We start from the raw sequence: 22,165 nt of genomic DNA, 5'->3' as shown, positions 1-22,165 counted from the left end.
GAGGCAGATGAGAAGCTATGAAAAATCAAAAGCCGCTTTTAAAGAAGCGCAGAAACTGATGCCGGGCGGAGTGAACAGCCCGGTGCGCGCGTTTAAATCAGTTGATATGGACCCGATCTTTATGCAGCGCGGCAAAGGATCGAAAATTTTTGATATTGACGGCAATGAATATATCGACTATGTGCTGAGCTGGGGGCCGCTCATTTTGGGCCACACGAACGACAGGGTCGTTGAAAGCCTGAAAAAAGTAGCCGAGAACGGGACAAGTTTCGGGGCATCTACTGAAGTGGAAAACGAACTGGCCAAATTGGTCATTGACCGTGTGCCGTCTGTTGAAATCGTGCGGATGGTCAGCTCCGGCACAGAGGCGACAATGAGCGCCCTGCGTCTGGCAAGAGGATACACCGGCCGCAACAAAATTTTGAAATTTGAAGGCTGTTACCACGGCCATGGTGATTCGCTGCTGATCAAAGCGGGATCCGGAGTGGCGACACTCGGCCTTCCGGACAGCCCGGGCGTGCCGGAAGGAATAGCAATGAATACGATTACCGTTCCATACAACGACTTGGAAAGCGTTGCACTCGCATTCCGGGAGTACGGTGAAGATATTGCCGGGGTCATTGTTGAACCGGTAGCAGGCAATATGGGCGTTGTTCCGCCGCAGGAAGGCTTTTTACAAGGACTTCGCGACATTACGGAACAGTATGGCGCGCTGCTCATTTTTGATGAGGTCATGACCGGTTTTCGCGTGGATTATAACTGTGCGCAAGGGTATTTCGGCGTGACGCCTGACTTAACGTGTCTCGGCAAAGTCATCGGCGGAGGTCTTCCTGTCGGTGCGTATGGCGGCAAAGCTGACATTATGGAACGAATCGCGCCGAGCGGTCCGATCTACCAGGCGGGAACATTGTCTGGAAATCCGCTTGCCATGACAGCGGGACTTGAGACGTTACAGCAGCTCACACCTGAATCATACCAAGAATTTGTGAAAAAAGGCGATATGCTTGAAGAAGGCATTTCAAAAGCAGCTGCAGCACACGGCATTCCGCACACGTTTAACCGGGCGGGGTCAATGATCGGCTTCTTTTTCACCAATGAGCCTGTCATTAACTATGAAGCAGCCAAATCTTCTGATTTAAAGCTGTTCGCCAAGTATTATAAAGGGATGGCCGACGCAGGCGTATTTCTGCCGCCGTCTCAATTTGAAGGATTGTTTCTCTCCACTGCGCATACAATGGAGGATATTGAAAATACCATTCAAGCCGCTGAGAAAGTGTTCCAGGCGATCAGCCGCTGATACCGAAAAGCCGATGCAAGCAAGACTTGTATCGGCTTTTTTCAATGCCTCCATTATCATATTTTCCCGGATTGCGGCATACACCTTTAGTGACATCTAATTGTATGGATTAGATGAAAGGAGGATATGAACTTGCCGCATAATCACCGATTGCAATTTTCTGTTGAAGAATCAATCTGTTTCCAAAAAGGACAGGAAGTTTCTGAATTACTTTCGATTTCATTAGACCCTGACATCAGGGTGCAGGAAGTAAATGATTATGTCTCAATTAAAGGATCATTAGAACTTACTGGCGAGTACAACATAGATCACAGCAGTCATTTTGAAGAGCTTGATAGGGAGCTGAGGCATGTAGAGGAAGTGAGGGCGAGGGAGGATGGCACGGCCGAGCTCATTCATTGTTTCCCGGTGGACATCACGATTCCGAAAAATAAAGTGAGCCACCTCAATGATGTTTTCGTATTTATTGATGCCTTTGATTATCAGCTGACGGATTCAAGGATCTTAACCATTCAAGCTGATTTGGCAATTGAAGGGCTGCTTGAGGAATCCGAGCCGAAAGAGCCGGAGATCCCTTTGTACGTGGCGCCTGAATTTGCCAGAGAAGAAATGATCAATCTTGCCGGACATCATTCTGAGGACGAAAATGAACCAGAATTAATGATACGCCATGAGCCTGAAATACCTTTGACTGTATCAGAAGAAGCAGCACAAGAAACAGAGAAGAACGAGGAAGAAATCCCGCCTTTACTCAGGCAGGAGGAAGAAGAGCAGGAAACAGCCCCGATTCTGAGGGAGCCGGAAGAAGAAAAGCAGGAAACAGCCCCGATTCTGAGGGAGCAGGAAGAAGAGCAGGAAGCAGCTCCGATTTTGAGGGAGCGGGAAGAAGAAGAGCAGGAAGCAGCCCCGATTCTGAGGGAGCAGGAAGAAGAGCAGGAAGCAGCCCCGCTTCTGAGAGAGCAGGAAGAAGAGCAGGAAGCAGCTCCGATTCTGAGGGAGCGGGAAGAAGAAGAGCAGGAAGCAGCCCCGATTTTGAGGGAGCAGGAAGAAGAGCAGGAAGCAGCTCCGATTTTGAGGGAGCGGGAAGAAGAAGAGCAGGAAGCAGCCCCGGTTTTGAGGGAGCAAGAAGAAGAAGAGCAGGAAGCAGCCCCGATTTTGAGGGAGCGGGAAGAAGAGCAGGAAGCAGCCCCGGTTTTGAGGGAGCAAGAAGAGGTGCCGAAACCTGTTTCCTTTACTGAGCCTCCTCCTCCCGTTTCCTTCCAGCACGAAGAAGAGCCGGAAGAAGCTGAGGAGCCTGCAATCATGTCAGCTGTGAGGAATGAACCCGTATTTGAGGATGATTCAGCAGAAGTGCAGGAAGAGCCGAAAGATGATATCGAACCGGTTTTCCCTGCTTTCACTCTGACTCCGCATGCAGAAAAACCAAAAATTGCGGAACAGCCCTTCCTTCAAAAAGAAGAGCAGCCAGAGGCCGAGCCGCTTCTCCGTCAGAGCGATCATAAGGCGGCAGAAGACGAAGATGAGCCTGCGGTTTTTCAAGAGGAGCAGGCGCCCGTTTATCGCGAGTTCGTTCCGGAACGGCAGGAAGAGGAGTTTTACAGCGCTCCTAAGCTGCTTGAAGAAGAGGATCATGGTGAAGATGGGTTTGAAATTGAGGTAAGGAAGATGGCGCCGCCGGAGGAGGAAACCGGGAAGCCTCTCGATTTGTCTTTTCAGTTTTCCAAACTGCCGCCTGAGGAGCCGGCGCAAGCTGAACAGCCTGAGCCGCTTAAGCCTGAAAGAAAGAATGAAGAAGCGGCACCGGGAACCGAGCAGAAGGAAAATGACAACTCTCATTACTTGACAAAATTATTTACAAGGGAAGAAGAAAAGTTTTCAAGAATGAAAATTTGTATCGTGCAGCAGCAAGATACAATCGACCGGGTGTGTGAACGATATGACATTACATCCCAGCAGCTCATCCGAACGAATGCTTTATCGTTTGATGACGAGCTTGAGGAAGGTCAGCTTCTGTATATACCTGAATATAATAACAGCCATGTGTAAGCACAAAGAGGCCGTAAAAATGTGGTGAATGGAATGGAAGCAGTCCAATCAGTGCTTCAGGAATACGGGCTGGCGGCTGAGTATATTGAGCCTGTCAGCCCGCATGTTTGGAAGGTCTACTCAAACTACGGCATTTTTGCTTTGAAACAGCTCAAGCCGGCCCGCAGCAGTGAATTTACGGATCTTATGATTGAGATTGAGGAGAAAGGCTACCGATCATTTGTGCCGATCTGCCGCACGTATGCCGGCGATTTTTTTGCGGGAAGACAGACGGAGAATTCTTATTATTTAATGCCTTGGCTTCAGTACGATCAGGAGGAAGAACGGGACCAAAAACATGTTTACCTTTTTAAAGAGGTCGCGAAGCTCCATTCTGCGACTGTGCGGGACATCCAAATCCGGACTGAAGATATCAGCGGCTTTTATGAAGCAACGAAAAGAGATTGGGAAAATGATAAGCTTGTCTATGAACAATTCGCCGACCGGGCGGAAAAAGAGTGGTACCTTTCACCTTTTGAACTGCAGGCCGTTACGTATCTTACAGAAACGGTTTCCGCCGTCAATTTTGCTCTGGAACGTCTGGAAGAATGGTTTGACGCAGCAAAGGATCATGACAAGACGAGAGCGGTGATCAACCACGGCAGTTTATCGAGCCGCCACTTTCTGTATAATGATGCGGGATCGGGCTTTTTCACGAATTTCGAGAAAGCTGCACTGGGCCCTCCGCAAAATGACCTGCTCGGCTTTTACTCCAGAATGTTCAGAAGCTATCCGAAAGCATGTCCGGAATGTCTGGACTGGTTTTATACGTATCACAAATCATTCCCGCTCCGTGAAGCGGAAATCAGTCTGTTTCTCAGCTATATGGCTTATCCGTCCGCCATGTACAAAGTGCTGAAACGGTATCAGACCGGCCAAAGGGGCTCTGAAAAAGAAGAGTGCACGCAATTATTAAGAGCGTTTTGGCAGATGAAAAACGTTGAGCCTTTTCTCATGAAGGTTCATCAGATTGAACGGGAGAAAAAAATAAAAGCGGAAAACGAGTCCTCTTCATAACGGGACTCGTTTTTTTATATCCATTCCAAATGCAGGGCGCACGCTAAAAACAGCAGGATGGCAAGCAGCAGGACATCAAAAGTCGTCGGAAAGAAAATCGTCCTGATCCCCTGAAAGATCGTAATCGGGATAATGACTTGCACGGATACAAGGCGGACCTGTCTGGCCCACTGGGGGAGCGAATAAGAATTGAATTTTTTTCTCACGGGCAATTCCTCCTCACATTCGCCTTTCTATGTATCGTATGTAAGGGGAAGAGCGGGGTGCATGCCCATTTATGTATGACGGCAGCGGTTTTTGGAAAAGATGATTGACGAATCAAAAACACTTTTACTATAATAAAGAACATAATAAATAAGATCATGAGCTGATATAAATACACCTGCTTTGAACGGGAAGAGTACAAGAAAGACGCATGAAGAGAGAGAAGCTACTGTGCTGAAAGGCTTCTTATGCCGTCTCATTGGAAGGTCGCCCGGGAGCATAATTTCTTGAACATACAGTAGAGAAATTCGGGCCGCACCCGTTATCCGTTTAAGTGCATGAACAAATCTGTTCATGAAAAAAGGTGGTACCGCGAAAGAGCTTTTCGTCCTTTATCAGGATGAAGGCTCTTTTTTAGTTGCTCAGCCATTTCTAAACATGCTGGAGGGTTATCATGGATACAAACGAACAAACAATACCGACAAAATATGATCCGTCTGCGATTGAAAAAGGCCGCTATGATTTTTGGCTGAAAGGAAAATATTTTGAAGCGGGCGGCGATCAAACGAAACAGCCGTATTCTGTCGTCATTCCGCCGCCGAATGTGACGGGCAGGCTGCACCTCGGACATGCGTGGGATACGACGCTGCAAGATATCGTTACGCGTATGAAACGCATGCAGGGCTATGACGTGCTCTGGCTTCCGGGCATGGACCACGCCGGCATCGCCACTCAGGCAAAAGTCGAAGCGAAACTCCGCGAACAGGGCACAAGCCGTTATGACCTCGGCCGTGAAAAGTTTTTAGAAGAAACGTGGAAGTGGAAAGAAGAGTATGCTGATTTCATCCGCAGCCAATGGGCCAAGATGGGACTCGGACTCGATTATTCACGTGAACGTTTTACTCTTGATGAAGGGCTGAACAAAGCCGTGCGTGAAGTCTTCGTCAAGTTGTACGAGAAAGGCTTGATTTACAGAGGCGAATATATCATCAACTGGGACCCTGCCACAAAAACGGCTTTATCCGATATTGAAGTGATTTACAAAGACGTACAGGGCGCGTTTTATCATTTGCGCTACCCGTTAGCAGACGGTTCAGGCTCAATTGAAATCGCGACCACCCGTCCGGAAACGATGCTTGGCGACACGGCTGTCGCGGTTCATCCTGAAGATGAGCGCTACAAGCACTTAATCGGCAAAACGGTGATTCTGCCGATTACAAACCGCGAAATTCCGATTGTCGGCGATGATTATGTTGATATGGAATTCGGGTCAGGCGCCGTTAAAATCACGCCTGCCCATGACCCGAATGACTTTGAACTCGGAAACCGCCACAATTTAGAGCGGATTCTCGTCATGAATGAAGACGGAACAATGAATGAAAAAGCGCTGCAATATAACGGCATGGATCGGTTTGAATGCCGCAAAAAACTCGTCAAAGATCTTCAGGAATCCGGCGTTCTCTTTAAAATCGAAGACCATATGCATTCTGTCGGCCACAGTGAGAGAAGCGGCGCCGTTGTTGAGCCGTACCTGTCCACACAATGGTTTGTCAAAATGCAGCCGCTGGCCGATGCTGCGGTTGACCTTCAGGCAAAAGAAGAGAAAGTTCACTTCGTTCCTGACCGTTTCGAGAAAACGTACCTGCACTGGATGGAAAACATCCGTGATTGGTGTATTTCCCGTCAGCTGTGGTGGGGCCACCGCATCCCGGCTTGGTATCATAAAGAAACAAAAGAAGTGTACGTCGGCCTTGAGGCGCCTGAGGACAGCGAAAATTGGGAGCAGGATTCAGACGTGCTTGATACATGGTTCAGCTCCGCGCTTTGGCCGTTTTCTACAATGGGCTGGCCTGATGAAAACGCTGAAGACTTTAAGCGGTATTACTCAACCGATGTACTTGTAACGGGATATGACATCATTTTCTTCTGGGTATCCCGGATGATTTTCCAAGGTCTTGAGTTTACCGGCGAGCGTCCGTTCAAAGACGTGCTGATTCACGGCTTAATCCGTGACGAGCAGGGCAGAAAAATGAGTAAATCCCTTGGGAACGGCGTGGACCCGATGGATGTCATCGACAAGTACGGAGCGGATTCCCTGCGCTACTTCCTGGCAACCGGAAGTTCACCGGGACAGGATCTCCGTTTCAGCTATGAAAAAGTGGAATCCACATGGAACTTCGCAAATAAAATTTGGAACGCCTCCCGTTTTGCATTAATGAACATGGACGGCATGACGTATGACGAGCTTGATCTGTCCGGTGAAAAATCAGTTGCTGATAAGTGGATCCTCACAAGACTGAATGAAACGATAGAAGACGTGACACAGCTTGCGGATCGTTATGAATTCGGTGAAGTCGGACGCCACCTGTACAACTTTATCTGGGACGATGTGTGCGACTGGTATATCGAAATGGCGAAGCTTCCGCTGTACGGGGAAGATGAAGCGGCGAAGAAAACAACCCGGTCTGTTCTGGCATACGTGCTTGACCAGACGATGCGTCTTCTTCACCCGTTTATGCCATTCTTAACGGAAGAAATCTGGCAGCACCTTCCTCATGAAGGCGAGTCAATCACGATCAGCTCTTGGCCGGTTCCGGTGCCGGAACATACGGATAAAGAGGCAGCGGCGGATATGAAACTGCTCGTTGAATTAATCCGTTCTGTCCGCAATATCCGGAGCGAAGTCAACACGCCGATGAGCAAGCAGGTTGAACTTTACATTAAAACATCTACCGAAGACATTGCCGGCCGCCTTGAGAAGAACCGTTCTTACGTTGAACGCTTTACGAATCCGAGCACGCTGAAAATCGGGACGGATATCGCTGCGGCAGACAAAGCGATGACAGCTGTCGTCACCGGAGCGGAAGTCATTCTGCCGCTTGAAGGGCTGATTAACATTGATGAGGAGATCGCCCGTCTGCAAAAAGAATTCGACAAGCTGACAAAAGAAGTCGAACGCGTTCAGAAAAAACTCGGCAACGAAGGATTCATTAAAAAAGCTCCTGAGCATGTCATTGAAGAAGAACGCGGAAAAGAGAAAGACTACACGGCAAAACGCGAAGCTGTCCGGCAGCGGATTGCAGAGCTGAAAGGCTGATAAAACAGCGGGGCGGTTTCCTAAGAAACCGCCTTGTCGTATAAAAGAGGGGATTTCATTGTTTAATACGTACAAAGAAGCGATCAGCTGGATTCACGGCAGACTCAAGTTCGGCGTTAAGCCGGGCCTTCTCCGTATGGAAAAGCTGATGGAAAAACTGGAACACCCGGAAAAGAACATTCGCGCCATTCATGTGGCGGGCACAAACGGCAAAGGATCAACCGTTTCTTTTATCCGTTCCGTCCTTCAAGAAGCCGGTTATACGGTCGGCACGTTCACATCGCCTTACATGATTACGTTTAATGAGCGAATCAGCGTCAACGGCACGCCGATTACCGATGAGGAATGGAGAACGCTCGTTAATGACATAAAACCGATAGTCGATGAGCTTGATAAGACCGATGCCGGAACGGTGACGGAATTTGAAATCATTACAGCGTGTGCATTTTTATATTTTGCGAAGCGGGCTGATATCGATTTTGTCATTTTTGAAGCGGGGCTCGGCGGCACATTTGATTCAACCAATATTGTGAAACCGCTTCTGTCGGTCATTACAAGTATCGGACATGACCATATGGCCATTTTAGGCAATACCATCGAGGAGATCGCCGGGCAGAAAGCCGGTATTATTAAAAATTCCATTCCGGTCATTACGGGCGTCAATCAGCCGGAAGCACTCGGCGTTATTGAAGCGGAAGCCGAAAAAAAGCAGGCTCCGTATCAGTCACTTTATAAAACGTGCAGACTGTTTAATGAAGCGGCGCTTCCGTCCGGCGAAAGCTTTTCGCTGGAAACAGAAACGAAATGCTATGAAGACATTCAAACGTCGCTGATCGGCATTCACCAAAGGCAGAATGCGGCATTGGCGATATTGGCCGCTGAATGGCTGAACCGCCTGGAAGCCGCAGTCATTTCAGAAGAAGCGATGCGAAACGGCCTGAAAAAAGCTTCCTGGCCGGGCCGGTTTGAACGTCTTCAAAGCCGCCCTTTAGTGTTTGCGGACGGCGCCCATAACGAAGAGGGTGTTGAAACGCTGACAGAAACGATCCGGCAGCGCTTTGCCGGTAAAAACGTCCATGTCGTATTCAGCGCATTAAAAGACAAACCGTATCAGGAAATGATTAAAAAGCTTGAAACCGAAGCGGATTCCATTCACTTTGTATCATTTGACTTTCCGCGTGCTTCAAGCGCCGAAGCCCTTTACAATGCAAGCAGTCTTGCATCTAAGAGCTTCGATGAGAACCCGGACAGTGTGAAAGAATGGATAGAACAAAAAGACGGGGCGGATGATGTCATCATCATTACCGGCTCCTTATATTTTATTTCAGAGATGAGAAAGCGGCTTATCTGACAGCCCCTCGGATGCCCGGCAGACCATTTTCCGGTTTTGCCGGGTGTTTTTATGCTGAAAATATATTTTCAGCCATTTCAGTCATGGTGTTTTTCTTTGCTATAATCTGAGCCAGATTGATAGTAAAGGTGTGGTCTGAGTGCTTTTAATTCTGTTTTTTCTCGGCTTGATTTTCGGTTCTTTTTTTTATACAGCAGCGTGCCGTATCCCGCTGCGAATCTCGGTTATTTCGCCGCGTTCATCCTGTTCGTTTTGCCGCTTGCCGCTCTCCTGGGGGGAGCTTGTGCCCGTCGTCTCCTATATTCTGCAAAGAGGCAGATGCAGAAACTGCCGTGCGAAGCTGTCGGTTATGTATCCGGCGGCGGAATGCTGGACGGCGTGTTTATTCACGGCTGCAGGCATTCATTTCGGTTTCTCAAAAGAACTGTTAGTCGCGCTGTTATTTCTGTCTCTCCTCATGATTGTTACTATGACGGATCTGCAATATATGCTGATTCCTGACAAAGTTCTGCTGTTTTTTCTTCCGCTTTTCATCGCCGGCCGTATGTTTTCTCCGCTGGATTCATGGTATGCGGGGTTTGCCGGAGCCGTTTGCGGATTTTTTCTGCTTGTTTTTATCATGTTTGTCAGTAAAGGAGGCATCGGCGCAGGTGATGTGAAACTGTTTGGGGTGATCGGCCTGACGCTCGGCGTGAAGCTCGTGCTCATTGCATTCTTTCTTTCCGTTATGATCGGAGCGGTATACGGTATGTGCGCCGCAGCCCGGGGCAGTCTTGGTAAAAAGCAGCCATTTCCGTTTGCGCCGGCCATCTCAGCCGGGAGCGCTTTGAGTTATTTATACGGTGATGAGCTGTTTTCGTTTTACATCAAGCTCGCTTCAGGCGGGGCTTGAAAAATTTGGCGAACGTTTTTTGGACAAGACGACAAAAGTCTTGTTCTTTTTTTTTTCGCCTATGCTAAAGTGTGAACCATGATCAGTTCAAGGTACGGCCAAGACGAATGCAAGGGGGAAGAGACGTTGAAAAAAAGGAAGAGCAAAAAGCACAGCAAAGCTAAAAACAATGCCCTTAAAGTAACCATTAACGGACAAGAAGAAACGATGTATGGACAAGAAGATGTGAATGAAGGCGGGGAGAAGACCGTCACATTTTCCAATTGGGAAGAAACAAAAAAGGCGGAACAGGAGACCGCCGCATCCCATGAAGATCCGAAAGAAGAAGATTTCAATTGGGATCATGAGAAGAATTCTGAGGTATTTGAAGATGACCCGAAAGTCGTTCCGCCATACCAGAAGAAAAAAAACGGCCCTCATTTTCCGAAAAAAAAGCAGCCGTCGTCTCCAGTTAAAAAGGCGGTCACGACAATTGCCGTTGCGGCTGTTTTAGGCACCGGGCTCGGCCTTGTCGCATTAAATATGTCGGGAAGTAAAGAAGCCTCCGCTCCGGCATCAGCTGACAAAGGTTCACAAGGGCAGACGGTGAAAGCGGGAGATGTTTCTAAAGGCAAATCTGAAACAGCCGGCACAGGAGATGCGGAATCTTCAGCGGGAAACTATAAAACATATGCGGTGCAGGCCGGAAAATTTTCATCAGAAAAAGGAGCGCAAACGCTTGTTGACCAGCTGACTGAAAAAGGATACTCGGCCGTCTCTCTGGCAAAAGAAGACGGATACACATACGTGATCGCCGGGCTTGCAGCGGAAAAAAGCTTATCACAGCAATTGGGTCAGACACTGATAGACCATGATTTTGAGGCTTGGGGCGGAAAGGAGCTCAGCTTTGCGGTCGATTCAGGGCTGGAAGACTCTTTTAAACAGGCATCTGAGCTCTCCGCCAAAGCGATTACCGGCAAAAATCTTTCAAAAACGGAAGTGGCTGAAGCGGCAAAAGCGGCAGACGGCGCAGACGCCGCTGACAAAAAGCAGAAAGAGGCCGTGCTTCAAGCGCTGAAAGAACTGGAAACGTCGGGTTCGGAATCCGGCTGGAAAGCCCAAAAAGAGCTTTTAAGTGTTGTAAAATAGTATCTCATTTCCCGTCATCCGGCGGGATTTTTTATTTTGTCATCAAAAAGTTATTTTTCTGAAATTGTGGTTGCCCGTTTGATTTGGTAGGATAGACAAGTATCTTTTTTTCTTAAGCAAACCCTGAAAGGATGACAACCATGACAAAACGCTTAATACTCGCATCACAATCTCCGCGAAGAAAAGAACTCCTTAATCTTCTTCAGATTCCTTACAGCATTATTGCGAGCCGCACAGAAGAAAAATTAAATCGAAACCTTTCGCCGGAAGAAAACGTCCAATGTTTGGCCGAGCAAAAAGCTAGTGCTGTATTGGCCGAAAATCCCGATGCAGTCGTTATCGGGGCTGACACGATGGTGTGCACAGACGGCGAGTGCCTCGGCAAACCGCGTGACAGGGAAGAAGCGGCACAGATGCTGCGGAGGCTTTCCGGCCGAAGCCATCAAGTCATTACGGCGGTCAGCATTCAGACGCATGACCGGAAAGAAACATTCTGTGACACGACGGAAGTGACGTTTTGGCCGCTCAGTGAAGACGACATACAGCTCTACATTGAAACAAAAGAACCGATGGATAAAGCAGGTGCATACGGCATCCAAGGAAAAGGCGCGCTTTTAGTGAAAAAAATAGACGGTGATTTTTATTCTGTCGTCGGGCTTCCTGTCGCTAAAACAATGAGAGCCTTGAAAGAATTTAATATAAAAGCTTGATGTTCAAACCGGGAAGGGGAACAAGGAGGGGTTGATCATCCGTGATCTGCCGTTAAAATTAAGAGATTTCCCCGAAAAAGAAAAACCGAGAGAGCGGCTTCTGCACTTCGGAGCCGAACATCTCTCTAACAATGAATTGCTCGCCATCCTGCTGCGGACGGGAACGAAACATGAGTCCGTCATGAACCTCGCTCACCGGCTGCTGCGGACGTTTGACGGGCTGCGCCTGTTAAAAGGCGCCTCTGCCCAGGAGCTTTCCAGCATTCCGGGAATCGGAACGGTGAAGGCCGTTCAGATTCTTGCCGCAATTGAGCTGGGGAGCCGCATTCATAAGACATCCGCCGGGGAGCATTGCGTCATCCGCTCTCCGGAAGACGGGGCGAAGTATGTGATGGAGGATATGCGCTTTTTAACCCAGGAGCATTTTGTCTGTTTATATTTAAATACCAAAAATCAAGTCATTCATAAACGCACCGTTTTTATCGGAAGTCTGAATTCATCTATTGTCCACCCGCGGGAGGTGTTTAAAGAAGCTTTCAAACGATCCGCCGCGTCCTTCATTTGCGTTCACAATCATCCTTCAGGAGATCCTACACCGAGCAGGGAAGATATAGAGGTAACCAGGCGGCTTTTTGAGTGCGGAAATTTAATCGGCATCGAGCTGCTGGATCATTTGGTCATTGGTGATAAAAAATTTGTGAGTTTAAAGGAAAAAGGATATTTGTAACACTTTTTTTTTCGTTGATTTAAGATATAATAGATTTTATGAGTTTTTCCCTTTAGGGTATTTTTGCTTTAAGAAAGGAAGATACATACATATGTTCGGAATTGGTACAAGAGACCTTGGTATAGATTTGGGAACCGCGAATACGCTTGTGTTTGTTAAAGGTAAAGGAATCGTAGTGAGAGAGCCGTCTGTCGTTGCTCTGCAAACGGATACGAAGTCAATCGTTGCGGTCGGTAACGATGCGAAAAACATGATCGGAAGAACTCCGGGCAACGTGGTTGCGCTCCGTCCGATGAAAGACGGCGTTATCGCTGACTATGAAACAACTGCGACAATGATGAAATACTACATTAATCAGGCTGTGAAAAATAAAGGATTGTTTGCGAGAAAGCCATACGTTATGGTGTGTGTGCCGTCAGGTATTACGGCCGTTGAAGAACGGGCGGTCATCGACGCGACAAGACAAGCGGGCGCACGTGACGCTTATCCGATTGAAGAACCGTTTGCGGCAGCAATCGGCGCGAATCTTCCGGTATGGGAGCCGACGGGCAGCATGGTCGTTGATATCGGCGGCGGAACAACTGAAGTGGCGATCATTTCTTTAGGCGGCATTGTCACGTCTCAGTCAATCCGCGTAGCCGGTGACGAAATGGACGACTCAATCATCAGCTATATCAGAAAAACATATAATCTGATGATCGGTGACCGTACGGCGGAAGCCATTAAAATGGAAATCGGTTCAGCAGAAACCGGTGAAGAAAATGCGTCAATGGAAATCCGCGGCCGCGACCTTCTGACAGGTCTGCCGAAAACGATCGAAATCACGGGAACGGAAATTGCAAATGCACTGCGTGATACAGTTCTCTCAATCGTTGATGCGGTGAAGAGCACGCTTGAAAAAACACCGCCTGAGCTGGCCGCTGACATTATGGACAGAGGTATTGTATTAACAGGGGGAGGCGCCCTGCTCCGCAATCTCGACAAAGTCATCAGTGACGAAACGAAAATGCCTGTTCTTATCGCTGAAGATCCGCTGGATTGTGTTGCGATCGGCACTGGAAAAGCACTGGAGCACATCCATCTTTTCAAAGGAAAAACAAGATAATCAGGAGTTAAATAGAAGAGGTGTATCACGATGCCGAACAAACGGTTAATGCTATTACTTCTGTGTATTATCATATTGGTGGCTATGATTGGATTCTCGCTGAAGAACGGCCGTAATACCACCTGGCCTGAAAAGCTGATCGGTGATACGACGGGAGTATTTCAAAACATTTTTCACACGCCTGCCGAATATTTTGCAGGGTTCTTCGGGGACATAAAAGACCTGAAAAACACGTACAAAGAAAACGAACGCTTAAGACAAAAGCTGGACGGACAGACACAATATGAAGCGAAGCTCCAAGAACTCAAAGATGAAAACAAGAAGCTGCGTGATGAACTCGGGCATGTCAAATCAATTTCCGACTATGATCCGATTTTAGCGACCGTTATCGCCAGAAACCCTGATCAATGGTACAAGCAGATCATGATCAATAAGGGAACGAAGCACAAAGTGGCCAAAGACATGGCTGTCACGAACGAAAAGGGTGCGCTGGTCGGGAAGATCAAAAGCAGCGGACTCAACAGTTTCACATCCGCCGTTCAGCTGCTGAGCGATGTTGACCGCAATAACAGAGTGGCCACCAAAATCTCCGGCAAAAAGGGAAGCAAAGGCTACGGTTTAATTGAAGGGTATGATAAAAAGAAACAGACCCTGAAAATGACCATCCTTGAACCGGATGAAAAACGTGAAGTGAAAAAAGGCGACCTCGTGGAAACCTCCGGAACGGGCGGCGTATTTCCTCAAGGGCTGACGGTCGGCGAAGTGACCGATGTAGAATCAGATGCTTACGGCCTGACGAAAATCGCTTATGTGAAACCGGCTGCCGACTTGTACGATCTTGACCATGTCATCGTCGTGAACCGAAGCGTAGCAACAGGGGAGGAAGGATCGTGAAACGTTTCCTTCTCCCTTTGATTATGATTTTGGTCTTTTGTGCGGAAAGCATCTATACCGATCTGGTGCGTTTTCCTTTCGTTTCCGTCGAGCAGCAGGTCGTTCCGCATTTTCTTTTGCTTGCGCTGATTTTTATGTCGGCTTATATCAACCAAAAGCATGCGGTGATCTACGGTTTCATTTTCGGATTTCTTTATGACATCAATTATACGGGTGTTTTAGGCGTTTATATGTTTGGTTTTGCCGGATTATGCTATCTGGCGGCCAAAGCGTTTAAAGTGCTGCAGACAAACGCCCTGATGGTCATTCTGGTCGCGGTGCTGAGCGTATGTGTGCTTGAATTTTACGTCTACGGCATTCAGACGTTAATCCGCAGCGGCACTATGACGTTTAACGATTTTGTCATTCAGCGGTTCTTGCCGACCGCTTTGCTGAATATCGCGGGAGCCGTTATATTAGTCCTGCCCTTCAGGCTGTTTTATATAAGTCTGAAGAAAGAATTAAGAGATGAGTAAAAAGGATTTTATCTTTTTTTGACGAAAAGAGTGTTGTTGAGGTGAACATTGATGAAGACCAAAAAGCAGCAATATGTAACAATAAAAGGAACAAAAAACGGCTTAACATTGCATCTGGATGATGCGTGTTCTTTTGATGAGCTCCTCGATGGTCTTCAAAACATGCTGTCGATTGAACAATATACTGATGGCAAAGGCCAAAAAATCAGTGTTCATATTAAACTCGGGCATCGGTATCTGTATCAGGAACAGGCAGAGCAGCTGACTGATCTGATCGCGTCAAAGAAAGATTTAGTCGTGCATTCAATTGACAGTGAAGTCATCGCCAAAGAAGAAGCGCAGCGGATGAAAGAGGAGCAGGAAATTGTTTCGGTTTCCAAAATCGTCCGTTCGGGCCAGGTGCTTCACGTGACGGGAGATTTGCTTTTAATCGGAGATGTGAATCCCGGCGGTACGATCAGAGCCGGAGGAAATATATTTGTTCTCGGTTCATTAAAAGGGATTGCCCACGCGGGTTATAACGGAAATAACCGGGCTGTGATCGCCGCATCCGAAATGATGCCGACACAATTGAGGATCAATCACGTGTTAAATCGCTCCCCAGACCACATTCAGAAAGGGAACGACATGGAATGTGCTTATTTAGATACTGACGGAAATATGGTCATTGAACGCCTTCAGCAATTGGCTCATTTAAGACCTGATCTAACAAGGCTTGAGGGAGGAATGTGAAATTGGGTGAGGCTATCGTAATAACTTCGGGAAAAGGCGGAGTAGGTAAAACAACAACATCTGCAAACCTCGGTACCGCCTTAGCCATTTTAGGGAAGCGCGTCTGTTTGGTAGACACAGATATCGGACTGCGCAACCTTGATGTCGTAATGGGTCTTGAAAACAGAATTATTTACGACTTAGTAGATGTAATTGAAGGCCGATGCAAGACGCATCAGGCGCTTGTCAAAGACAAACGTTTTGATGATCTGCTTCATTTAATGCCGGCTGCCCAGACAAGCGACAAGACGGCTGTTGTCCCTGAGCAGATCAAATCGCTTGTGCAGGAGCTTAAGCAGGAATTTGATTATGTCATTATTGATTGTCCGGCGGGAATTGAACAAGGCTATAAAAATGCCGTCTCCGGAGCTGATAAGGCGATTGTTGTGACGACGCCGGAAATATCAGCGGTGCGGGACGCTGACCGCATTATCGGACTTTTGGAGCAGGAAGATATCGAACCGCCGCGCCTTATCGTGAACCGTATCAGAAATCACCTGGTGAAAAACGGTGACACGATGGATGTGGATGAAGTTGTTCATCATCTGTCTATTGATCTCCTCGGAATCGTTGCTGACGATGATGAAGTGATCAGGGCTTCAAATATCGGCGAACCGATTGCCATGAATTCCAAAAACCGCGCCAGCATTGCGTACCGCAATATCGCCCGGCGCATTTTAGGAGAATCCGTTCCTTTGCAGGTGCTTGAAGAGCAGCAAAAAGGGATGATGGCGAAAATCAAGTCATTTTTCGGCGTGCGTTCATAATATATACCAGAATACAAAGATCTGATGAAGCCCAGCTTATCAGGTCTTTTTTGTTTTTTAAGAGCGCATATTTGCAATGGACAAGACATAGGATGTACAAACCCAACGATTGCAAAGGATGATGGCGATGAGTCACAGAGCTGATGAAATTAGAAAAAGACTGGCCAAAAGAAGAAAACAGCGGCCTGAATCAAAACGGACTTTCGTTCAAAACGCTCAAACGCAGAATTTTCCCGCGTGGCAGACGGTCAAGGAGCAGGAAAAGCACAAGCTTCTTCCGGACTACGAATATCAAACGGAACACCCGCCCGAATTTAACGGGCGGCATCCATTGATCAGCGCTCATTCTATTATTTTAAAATGCCTGCTGGCCGCCTGTCTCGTACTAATCTCCGCTATTGCCTATAAAACTGACAAACAGCCGCTGAGTCAGATCAAACCGGCAATCGCACAAACCTTTCAAAAAGAATTTCAGTTTGCTGCCGTAAGCAATTGGTTCGTATCTTCCTTCGGAAACCCGCTCGCTTTTCTTACGCCGGGAACTAAAAAGAAGGACGGTCAGGTGGCGGTCAGTCAGGATATGGCCGTTCCTGCCGCGGGGAAAATCCAGCAGGACTTTCAAAATAACGGAGAGGGCGTCGTCGTCGAAACCGCCAGTGAAGCCATTGACAGCGTAAAAGAAGGCTACATTATGGAAGTGAGCAAAGATAAAAAAACAGGGCTGACGGTGAAGGTGCAGCACGCCGACAATACAAGCAGCATTTACGGCCGGCTGAAAGATGTTAACGTTTCATTGTACGACTTTGTCGATAAAGGGAAAAAGATCGGTTCGATCAAGCTCAACGATAAAAGTAAAGGCCAGTACTATTTCGCGATCCAGGATGGCGATAAATTCATAGATCCGATCCAGGTGATCACATTTGATGAATAAATGGCTCATCCTCCTTTTTAAAATTCATGTCCATCCTTTTCTTTGGATTATTATGGGGCTCGGTCTTATGACGGGGCACATCAAAGCGCTGCTGTGTCTTTTGCTGGTCGTATCCGTTCATGAGCTGGGGCATGCTGCTCTGGCTGTGTTTTTTTCGTGGCGCATTAAACGAATCTTTCTGCTCCCTTTCGGCGGGACGGTTGAGGTGGAGGAGCACGGAAACCGGCCGCTTAAAGAGGAATTCGCGGTCATTTTGGCGGGCCCGCTTCAGCATGTGTGGCTTCAGGCGGCAGCCTGGCTCTTTTTCATGTCAGGCTTTGCAAGTGAGCAGACATTTGAGATGTTTACCTTTTATAATCTCTCCATTCTTTTCATCAATCTTTTGCCGATCTGGCCGCTTGACGGCGGCAAGTTCGTGTTTTTATACTTCTCTAAACAAATGGCTTTTCAAAAAGCGCATCTCCTCAGCCTGCAGACATCGGCCGTTTCCGCGCTTTTGCTCTGCTGCTGGATTGTGCTGGCCGTCCCCCTTCAGGTCAGCGCATGGGTGCTGTTCGTCTTTCTCGCCGCTTCTTTATGGGATGAATACCGGAAGCGGCATTATATTCAGCTGAGGTTTCTTTTGGAGAGATACTACGGCAAAAACCGCGATGTCGCCATGCTGCATCCTTTGACGGTCGCGGCCGATGCCAAAGTAAAGCATGTCATGGCCGAATTCAAACGGGGATGCAAGCATCCCATTATCATTGAAAAAGCCGGCGAAAAGCTCAGCCAGCTCGATGAAAATGAAGTGCTTCATGCGTATTTTGCCGATAAACGGACAGATTCCTCTATGGAAGACCTGCTGCTGCCTTACTAGAAATAGATTGACATATCCTTTTGGTTCTGATATATTTTTTAATGTTATGGATGTAGCACCAATGCTACAACCGCTCGGGACAGGTGATAAGAGCTTTAAAGCCCCCTGTTGCTGGCGAGTCTTAGTCTAATAGGAGGTGCAGAGAATGTACGCAATCATTAAAACAGGCGGAAAACAAATCAAAGTTGAAGAAGGTCAAACTGTTTACATCGAAAAACTTGCTGCTGAAGCAGGTGAAACAGTGACGTTTGAAGACGTATTGTTTGTTGGCGGAGACAGCGTGAAAGTCGGCAACCCAACAGTTGCAGGCGCGACAGTTACAGCTAAAGTTGAAAAACAAGGCCGTGCGAAAAAAATCACTGTTTTCCGTTACAAGCCAAAGAAAAATGTTCATAAAAAACAAGGTCATCGTCAGCCTTATACTAAATTGACAATCGAAAAAATCAACGCGTAAGCATGATTGAGGCAACAATTCGAAGATCCCGGAATGACGGGGGCATTTTGTCCTTTGAAATGACGGGACATGCCGATTTTGCTGAACATGGACGAGATCTCGTTTGCGCCGGGGTCACGGCTGTCGTTTTCGGAGCGGTCAATGCGGTTATCGCGCTGGCTCCTCTCGAACCGATTCTTGATATAGGCGAGGACGGGGGTTATTTCTACTTTGAATTCCCTGAAGCCGCAGATCAGGAAGCTTTGCAAAAAGCGCAGCTGCTGATTGAAGGCATGATTGTTTCTCTTGAAACGATCGAGCGGGATTACAGTGAACACTTACGGTTGACTGCAAACCAAATATAGGAGGTGAGTTACATGCTTAGATTAGATCTTCAGTTTTTCGCTTCTAAAAAAGGTGTAGGTTCTACAAAGAACGGACGTGACTCTGAATCTAAACGTTTAGGCGCTAAACGTGCAGACGGTCAATTCGTAACAGGCGGATCTATCCTTTACCGTCAACGCGGAACGAAAATCTACCCAGGTGAAAACGTGGGCCGCGGAGGAGATGACACTCTTTTTGCTAAAATCGACGGAACTGTTAAATTCGAACGTTTCGGCCGTGACCGCAAAAAAGTGAGCGTATATCCTGTAGCTCAATAATGACACAAAAAACTCCGGTCGTTGACTGGAGTTTTTTTTGCAGTAAGCGGAGTAACATCAAGAATGAAAAGCAGAGGATGCGTGAGTGAACCCCGCCTTGAATGAGGACATCAGCTTCTCATACCCACTGGATATGTTCCCCAAGCAGTGATACCAAAAATGTTTCTGCCTGGCATCCGCATTGTATGCGATCCGAAAAAGGAACATGATGAACCAGGAAAAACAAGTGTTTTTTTAACAAAGCCTTCTCTGTTATAATTCATAGTACACACTTATCAAGACTCCTAAAAAGAAATTAAACGATTGGGAGTGCGAAAATGAAGGATGTATCGAAGAAACAAGAAGAATCTGTAAGCGATGCGGCTCTGATCAATGAACTGATCCAATTAATGGGCCATTTCCGTCATGATTGGATGAATAAGCTGCAGCTGATAAAAGGAAACTTAAGTTTGCAGAAGTATGACAGGGTCGTTGAAATAATCGACGAAATGGTCATAGATGCAAAGCACGAGTCAAAGCTCTCAAACCTGAAAACCCCGCACTTGGCGTTTGACTTTCTGACATTTAATTGGAAGTCCCGTTATATGAGGCTCGAATACGAAGTGCTCGGAGAAATTAAAGATTTATCGGCATATGATCAAAAGCTGTCGAACCTGATGAGAAAACTGTTTCATCTGTTCGGTCTGGCGGTAAGCAATGAAAGTGAAAATCATCTGACCGTATCGCTGCAGACGGATCACCCTGACAGACAGCTTATTGTATATCTCGATTTTCATGGAACGATTGCAAATGCAGATGTGTTTGATGAATTTCGCAAATCGCGGTATGAGGACTTTGATGTCATGCAATTTGAGCTGACCGGCCATGAATGTGTGGCCGAAATTGGAATGAACTAGCGGTTTTTTACGGTTTAGAACGGAGGATATTATGTTTGTAGATCAGGTGAAAGTATATGTAAAAGGCGGCGACGGCGGTAACGGAATGGTTGCGTTCCGCCGTGAAAAATATGTGCCGAAAGGCGGGCCTGCCGGCGGTGACGGAGGTAATGGAGGCGACGTCGTTTTTGAGGTTGATGAAGGACTGCGCACGCTCATGGACTTCCGGTACCAGCGCCATTTCAAAGCGATACGCGGCGAGCACGGCATGTCTAAAAACCAGCACGGCAGAAATGCGGACGATATGGTTGTTAAAGTTCCGCCCGGCACAGTCGTAACGGATGACGATACAAAACAGGTCATTGCCGATCTGACAGAGCACGGGCAGCGCGCCGTCATCGCAAAAGGCGGACGCGGCGGACGCGGAAATACCCGCTTTGCGACCCCGGCCAACCCGGCGCCGCAGCTGTCAGAGCACGGAGAGCCCGGAAAAGAGCGCTATATCGTGCTTGAACTGAAAGTGCTTGCAGACGTAGGTCTCGTCGGCTTCCCGAGCGTCGGAAAATCTACGCTTCTGTCTGTCGTTTCATCAGCAAAGCCGAAAATCGCCGATTATCATTTTACGACGCTTGTTCCGAATCTGGGCATGGTGGAAACGGATGACGGAAGAAGCTTCGTCATGGCGGACCTGCCCGGTTTGATTGAAGGAGCGCACGAAGGAGTCGGCTTAGGCCACCAATTTCTCCGCCATATCGAACGGACGCGTGTCATCGTTCACGTCATTGACATGTCAGCGATGGAAGGCCGTGATCCGTATGAGGATTATGTGACCATTAATCAGGAGCTCAGTGAATATAATCTGCGGCTGACGGAGCGTCCGCAAATTATCGTTGCGAATAAAATGGACATGCCCGAAGCGGCTGAAAATCTAAAAACGTTTAAAGAAAAGCTTCAGGATGACCATCCTGTCTTCCCGATCAGCGCGGTGACGAGAGAAGGACTCCGCGATCTTCTGTTTGAAGTCGCCAACCAGCTGGAAACAACGCCTGAATTCCCGCTGTATGATGAAGAAGAACTGGCGGAAAACCGTGTAATGTACACGATGGAAGATGAAGAAATTCCATTTGACATTACCCGTGATCCGGACGGCGCGTTTGTGCTTTCAGGTGACAGTCTGGAACGTCTCTTTAAAATGACTGACTTCTCCCGTGACGAATCCGTCAAGCGTTTTGCAAGACAGATGCGCGGTATGGGCGTTGATGAAGCGCTCAGAGAACGCGGTGCTAAAGACGGCGATATCATCCGGCTGCTGGAATTTGAATTTGAATTTATTGATTAAAAAGACGGAGAGCTTGCAATGCAGGCTCTCTGATGTAAAAGGGAGGGGTGCAGGTGAAAGAAGAGACATTTTATTTAGTGCGTGAAGACGTTCTGCCTGATGCGATGCGGAAAACCCTTGAAGTCAAAAAGCTGCTCGACAGAAAAAAGGCTGAATCGGTTGCAGATGCCGTGCAGAAAGTTGATTTAAGCAGAAGCGCTTTTTACAAATACCGAGATGCGGTTTTCCCTTTTTACACGATGGTTAAAGAACAAATAATCACACTTTTCTTTCATTTGGAGGATCGGTCAGGCGCGTTATCCCAGCTTTTGCAGGCGGTGGCTGACTCAGGAAGCAACGTGCTTTCCATTCACCAGACGATTCCGCTTCAGGGCAGGGCGAATGTCACGCTCTCAATCAGTACGTCCGCAATGGAAGAAAACATTCATACGTTAATGAATAAACTGAGAAAATTTGATTTTATAGAAAAAGTTGAGATCTTAGGGTCAGGCGCGTAAGGAGAGAAG

At 47.6% G+C, this 22,165-nt stretch carries 23 protein-coding genes and 2 other annotated features; of the genes, 22 read left to right on the top strand and 1 reads right to left on the bottom strand.

What is annotated here, in order from left to right; genetic code table 11:
* Nucleotides 1-7 precede the first annotated feature (7 nt).
* The 3 genes from hemL (at nt 8) to ysxE (ending at nt 4,399) form a co-directional block, all read left to right on the top strand.
* Nucleotides 8-1,297 (top strand): glutamate-1-semialdehyde 2,1-aminomutase, encoded by a 1,290-nt coding sequence (hemL, locus tag L3V45_RS13160; RefSeq protein WP_003152633.1) that lies wholly within the window; start codon nt 8-10, stop codon nt 1,295-1,297.
* Between the two features lie 132 nt (nt 1,298-1,429).
* On the top strand, nt 1,430-3,343 hold the full coding sequence (locus tag L3V45_RS13155) for a LysM peptidoglycan-binding domain-containing protein (protein WP_236837032.1): 1,914 nt from the start codon (nt 1,430-1,432) through the stop codon (nt 3,341-3,343).
* A 33-nt stretch (nt 3,344-3,376) separates the two neighbouring features.
* Nucleotides 3,377-4,399 (top strand): spore coat protein YsxE, encoded by a 1,023-nt coding sequence (ysxE, locus tag L3V45_RS13150; RefSeq protein ID WP_012118110.1) that lies wholly within the window; start codon nt 3,377-3,379, stop codon nt 4,397-4,399.
* A 14-nt stretch (nt 4,400-4,413) separates the two neighbouring features.
* Here the strand turns inward: ysxE and L3V45_RS13145 are convergent, their stop codons facing one another.
* A complete protein-coding gene (locus tag L3V45_RS13145) occupies nt 4,414-4,605 on the bottom strand; it encodes a hypothetical protein (protein WP_003152639.1) in 192 nt (63 codons plus the stop codon).
* A 172-nt stretch (nt 4,606-4,777) separates the two neighbouring features.
* Nucleotides 4,778-4,999, top strand: a binding site (T-box leader).
* Between the two features lie 58 nt (nt 5,000-5,057).
* On the opposite strand from L3V45_RS13145, the gene L3V45_RS13140 reads away from it, so the two are divergent.
* From L3V45_RS13140 to thrR, 19 genes are all read left to right on the top strand, one after another.
* Nucleotides 5,058-7,700, top strand: a complete 2,643-nt coding sequence (locus L3V45_RS13140; protein WP_236837031.1) for a valine--tRNA ligase — start codon at nt 5,058-5,060, stop codon at nt 7,698-7,700.
* A 58-nt stretch (nt 7,701-7,758) separates the two neighbouring features.
* The gene (locus tag L3V45_RS13135) at nt 7,759-9,051 is read left to right on the top strand and encodes a bifunctional folylpolyglutamate synthase/dihydrofolate synthase (RefSeq protein ID WP_003152642.1); all 1,293 of its coding nucleotides are present in this window, start codon (nt 7,759-7,761) and stop codon (nt 9,049-9,051) included.
* Between the two features lie 139 nt (nt 9,052-9,190).
* A complete protein-coding gene (locus L3V45_RS13130; protein WP_003152643.1) occupies nt 9,191-9,943 on the top strand; it encodes a prepilin peptidase in 753 nt (250 codons plus the stop codon).
* 126 nt (nt 9,944-10,069) lie between these two features.
* Entirely contained in the window at nt 10,070-11,071 is a 1,002-nt protein-coding gene (locus tag L3V45_RS13125) for an SPOR domain-containing protein (RefSeq protein ID WP_025853114.1), read from the top strand.
* A 140-nt stretch (nt 11,072-11,211) separates the two neighbouring features.
* Entirely contained in the window at nt 11,212-11,781 is a 570-nt protein-coding gene (locus L3V45_RS13120; protein ID WP_003152645.1) for a Maf family protein, read from the top strand.
* 31 nt (nt 11,782-11,812) lie between these two features.
* Nucleotides 11,813-12,508: a RadC family protein gene (radC, locus tag L3V45_RS13115; protein ID WP_003152646.1), complete on the top strand. Its 696-nt coding sequence runs from the start codon at nt 11,813-11,815 to the stop codon at nt 12,506-12,508.
* A gap of 91 nt (nt 12,509-12,599) precedes the next feature.
* Nucleotides 12,600-13,613 carry a cell shape-determining protein MreB gene (mreB, locus tag L3V45_RS13110; protein ID WP_003152647.1) on the top strand — a complete coding sequence of 338 codons (1,014 nt, stop codon included), beginning with the start codon at nt 12,600-12,602 and terminating at the stop codon, nt 13,611-13,613.
* A gap of 30 nt (nt 13,614-13,643) precedes the next feature.
* Nucleotides 13,644-14,507, top strand: a complete 864-nt coding sequence (gene mreC / locus L3V45_RS13105; RefSeq protein WP_003152649.1) for a rod shape-determining protein MreC — start codon at nt 13,644-13,646, stop codon at nt 14,505-14,507.
* Nucleotides 14,504-15,022 carry a rod shape-determining protein MreD gene (gene mreD / locus L3V45_RS13100; protein ID WP_003152650.1) on the top strand — a complete coding sequence of 173 codons (519 nt, stop codon included), beginning with the start codon at nt 14,504-14,506 and terminating at the stop codon, nt 15,020-15,022. Before mreC ends, mreD begins: the two co-directional genes overlap by 4 nt.
* A gap of 51 nt (nt 15,023-15,073) precedes the next feature.
* A complete protein-coding gene (gene minC, locus L3V45_RS13095; RefSeq protein ID WP_003152653.1) occupies nt 15,074-15,754 on the top strand; it encodes a septum site-determining protein MinC in 681 nt (226 codons plus the stop codon).
* Nucleotides 15,755-15,756: 2 nt separating this feature from the next.
* Complete coding sequence (gene minD, locus L3V45_RS13090) at nt 15,757-16,560, top strand: septum site-determining protein MinD (protein ID WP_003152655.1); 804 nt, start codon at nt 15,757-15,759, stop codon at nt 16,558-16,560.
* A gap of 127 nt (nt 16,561-16,687) precedes the next feature.
* Nucleotides 16,688-17,491 (top strand): M23 family metallopeptidase, encoded by an 804-nt coding sequence (locus L3V45_RS13085; protein WP_007408168.1) that lies wholly within the window; start codon nt 16,688-16,690, stop codon nt 17,489-17,491.
* Nucleotides 17,484-18,350: a M50 family metallopeptidase gene (locus tag L3V45_RS13080; protein ID WP_003152659.1), complete on the top strand. Its 867-nt coding sequence runs from the start codon at nt 17,484-17,486 to the stop codon at nt 18,348-18,350. Before L3V45_RS13085 ends, L3V45_RS13080 begins: the two co-directional genes overlap by 8 nt.
* 58 nt (nt 18,351-18,408) lie before the next feature.
* Nucleotides 18,409-18,482, top strand: a sequence feature (ribosomal protein L21 leader region).
* Between the two features lie 13 nt (nt 18,483-18,495).
* A complete protein-coding gene (gene rplU / locus L3V45_RS13075; protein WP_003152660.1) occupies nt 18,496-18,804 on the top strand; it encodes a 50S ribosomal protein L21 in 309 nt (102 codons plus the stop codon).
* A gap of 2 nt (nt 18,805-18,806) precedes the next feature.
* Nucleotides 18,807-19,148 carry a ribosomal-processing cysteine protease Prp gene (locus tag L3V45_RS13070; RefSeq protein WP_012118103.1) on the top strand — a complete coding sequence of 114 codons (342 nt, stop codon included), beginning with the start codon at nt 18,807-18,809 and terminating at the stop codon, nt 19,146-19,148.
* Between the two features lie 12 nt (nt 19,149-19,160).
* The gene (gene rpmA / locus L3V45_RS13065; RefSeq protein WP_003152662.1) at nt 19,161-19,445 is read left to right on the top strand and encodes a 50S ribosomal protein L27; all 285 of its coding nucleotides are present in this window, start codon (nt 19,161-19,163) and stop codon (nt 19,443-19,445) included.
* A 317-nt stretch (nt 19,446-19,762) separates the two neighbouring features.
* Nucleotides 19,763-20,341, top strand: a complete 579-nt coding sequence (locus L3V45_RS13060; RefSeq protein ID WP_025853104.1) for a sporulation initiation phosphotransferase B — start codon at nt 19,763-19,765, stop codon at nt 20,339-20,341.
* A gap of 31 nt (nt 20,342-20,372) precedes the next feature.
* A complete protein-coding gene (obgE, locus tag L3V45_RS13055; protein WP_236837030.1) occupies nt 20,373-21,659 on the top strand; it encodes a GTPase ObgE in 1,287 nt (428 codons plus the stop codon).
* A 53-nt stretch (nt 21,660-21,712) separates the two neighbouring features.
* A complete protein-coding gene (thrR, locus tag L3V45_RS13050) occupies nt 21,713-22,156 on the top strand; it encodes a transcriptional regulator ThrR (protein ID WP_007408173.1) in 444 nt (147 codons plus the stop codon).
* The last annotated feature ends 9 nt before the right edge of the window (nt 22,157-22,165 follow it).

It is taken from the genome of Bacillus sp. R45, from assembly GCF_021729365.1.
GTDB classification, from domain to species: domain Bacteria; phylum Bacillota; class Bacilli; order Bacillales; family Bacillaceae; genus Bacillus; species Bacillus velezensis.
This window is presented reverse-complemented; position numbering and strand designations above follow the sequence as displayed.

What these genes read in the sequence shown, in the direction of transcription:
- obgE (WP_236837030.1), top strand. Translation starts at nt 20,373, where the DNA reads ATGTTTGTAGATCAGGTGAAAGTATATGTAAAAGGCGGCGACGGCGGT.
- L3V45_RS13085 (WP_007408168.1), top strand. Translation starts at nt 16,688, where the DNA reads ATGAGTCACAGAGCTGATGAAATTAGAAAAAGACTGGCCAAAAGAAGA.
- rpmA (WP_003152662.1), top strand. Translation starts at nt 19,161, where the DNA reads ATGCTTAGATTAGATCTTCAGTTTTTCGCTTCTAAAAAAGGTGTAGGT.
- L3V45_RS13070 (WP_012118103.1), top strand. Translation starts at nt 18,807, where the DNA reads ATGATTGAGGCAACAATTCGAAGATCCCGGAATGACGGGGGCATTTTG.
- L3V45_RS13120 (WP_003152645.1), top strand. Translation starts at nt 11,212, where the DNA reads ATGACAAAACGCTTAATACTCGCATCACAATCTCCGCGAAGAAAAGAA.
- L3V45_RS13140 (WP_236837031.1), top strand. Translation starts at nt 5,058, where the DNA reads ATGGATACAAACGAACAAACAATACCGACAAAATATGATCCGTCTGCG.
- rplU (WP_003152660.1), top strand. Translation starts at nt 18,496, where the DNA reads ATGTACGCAATCATTAAAACAGGCGGAAAACAAATCAAAGTTGAAGAA.
- mreB (WP_003152647.1), top strand. Translation starts at nt 12,600, where the DNA reads ATGTTCGGAATTGGTACAAGAGACCTTGGTATAGATTTGGGAACCGCG.
- L3V45_RS13080 (WP_003152659.1), top strand. Translation starts at nt 17,484, where the DNA reads ATGAATAAATGGCTCATCCTCCTTTTTAAAATTCATGTCCATCCTTTT.
- L3V45_RS13060 (WP_025853104.1), top strand. Translation starts at nt 19,763, where the DNA reads ATGAAGGATGTATCGAAGAAACAAGAAGAATCTGTAAGCGATGCGGCT.
- ysxE (WP_012118110.1), top strand. Translation starts at nt 3,377, where the DNA reads ATGGAAGCAGTCCAATCAGTGCTTCAGGAATACGGGCTGGCGGCTGAG.
- hemL (WP_003152633.1), top strand. Translation starts at nt 8, where the DNA reads ATGAGAAGCTATGAAAAATCAAAAGCCGCTTTTAAAGAAGCGCAGAAA.
- mreC (WP_003152649.1), top strand. Translation starts at nt 13,644, where the DNA reads ATGCCGAACAAACGGTTAATGCTATTACTTCTGTGTATTATCATATTG.
- minC (WP_003152653.1), top strand. Translation starts at nt 15,074, where the DNA reads ATGAAGACCAAAAAGCAGCAATATGTAACAATAAAAGGAACAAAAAAC.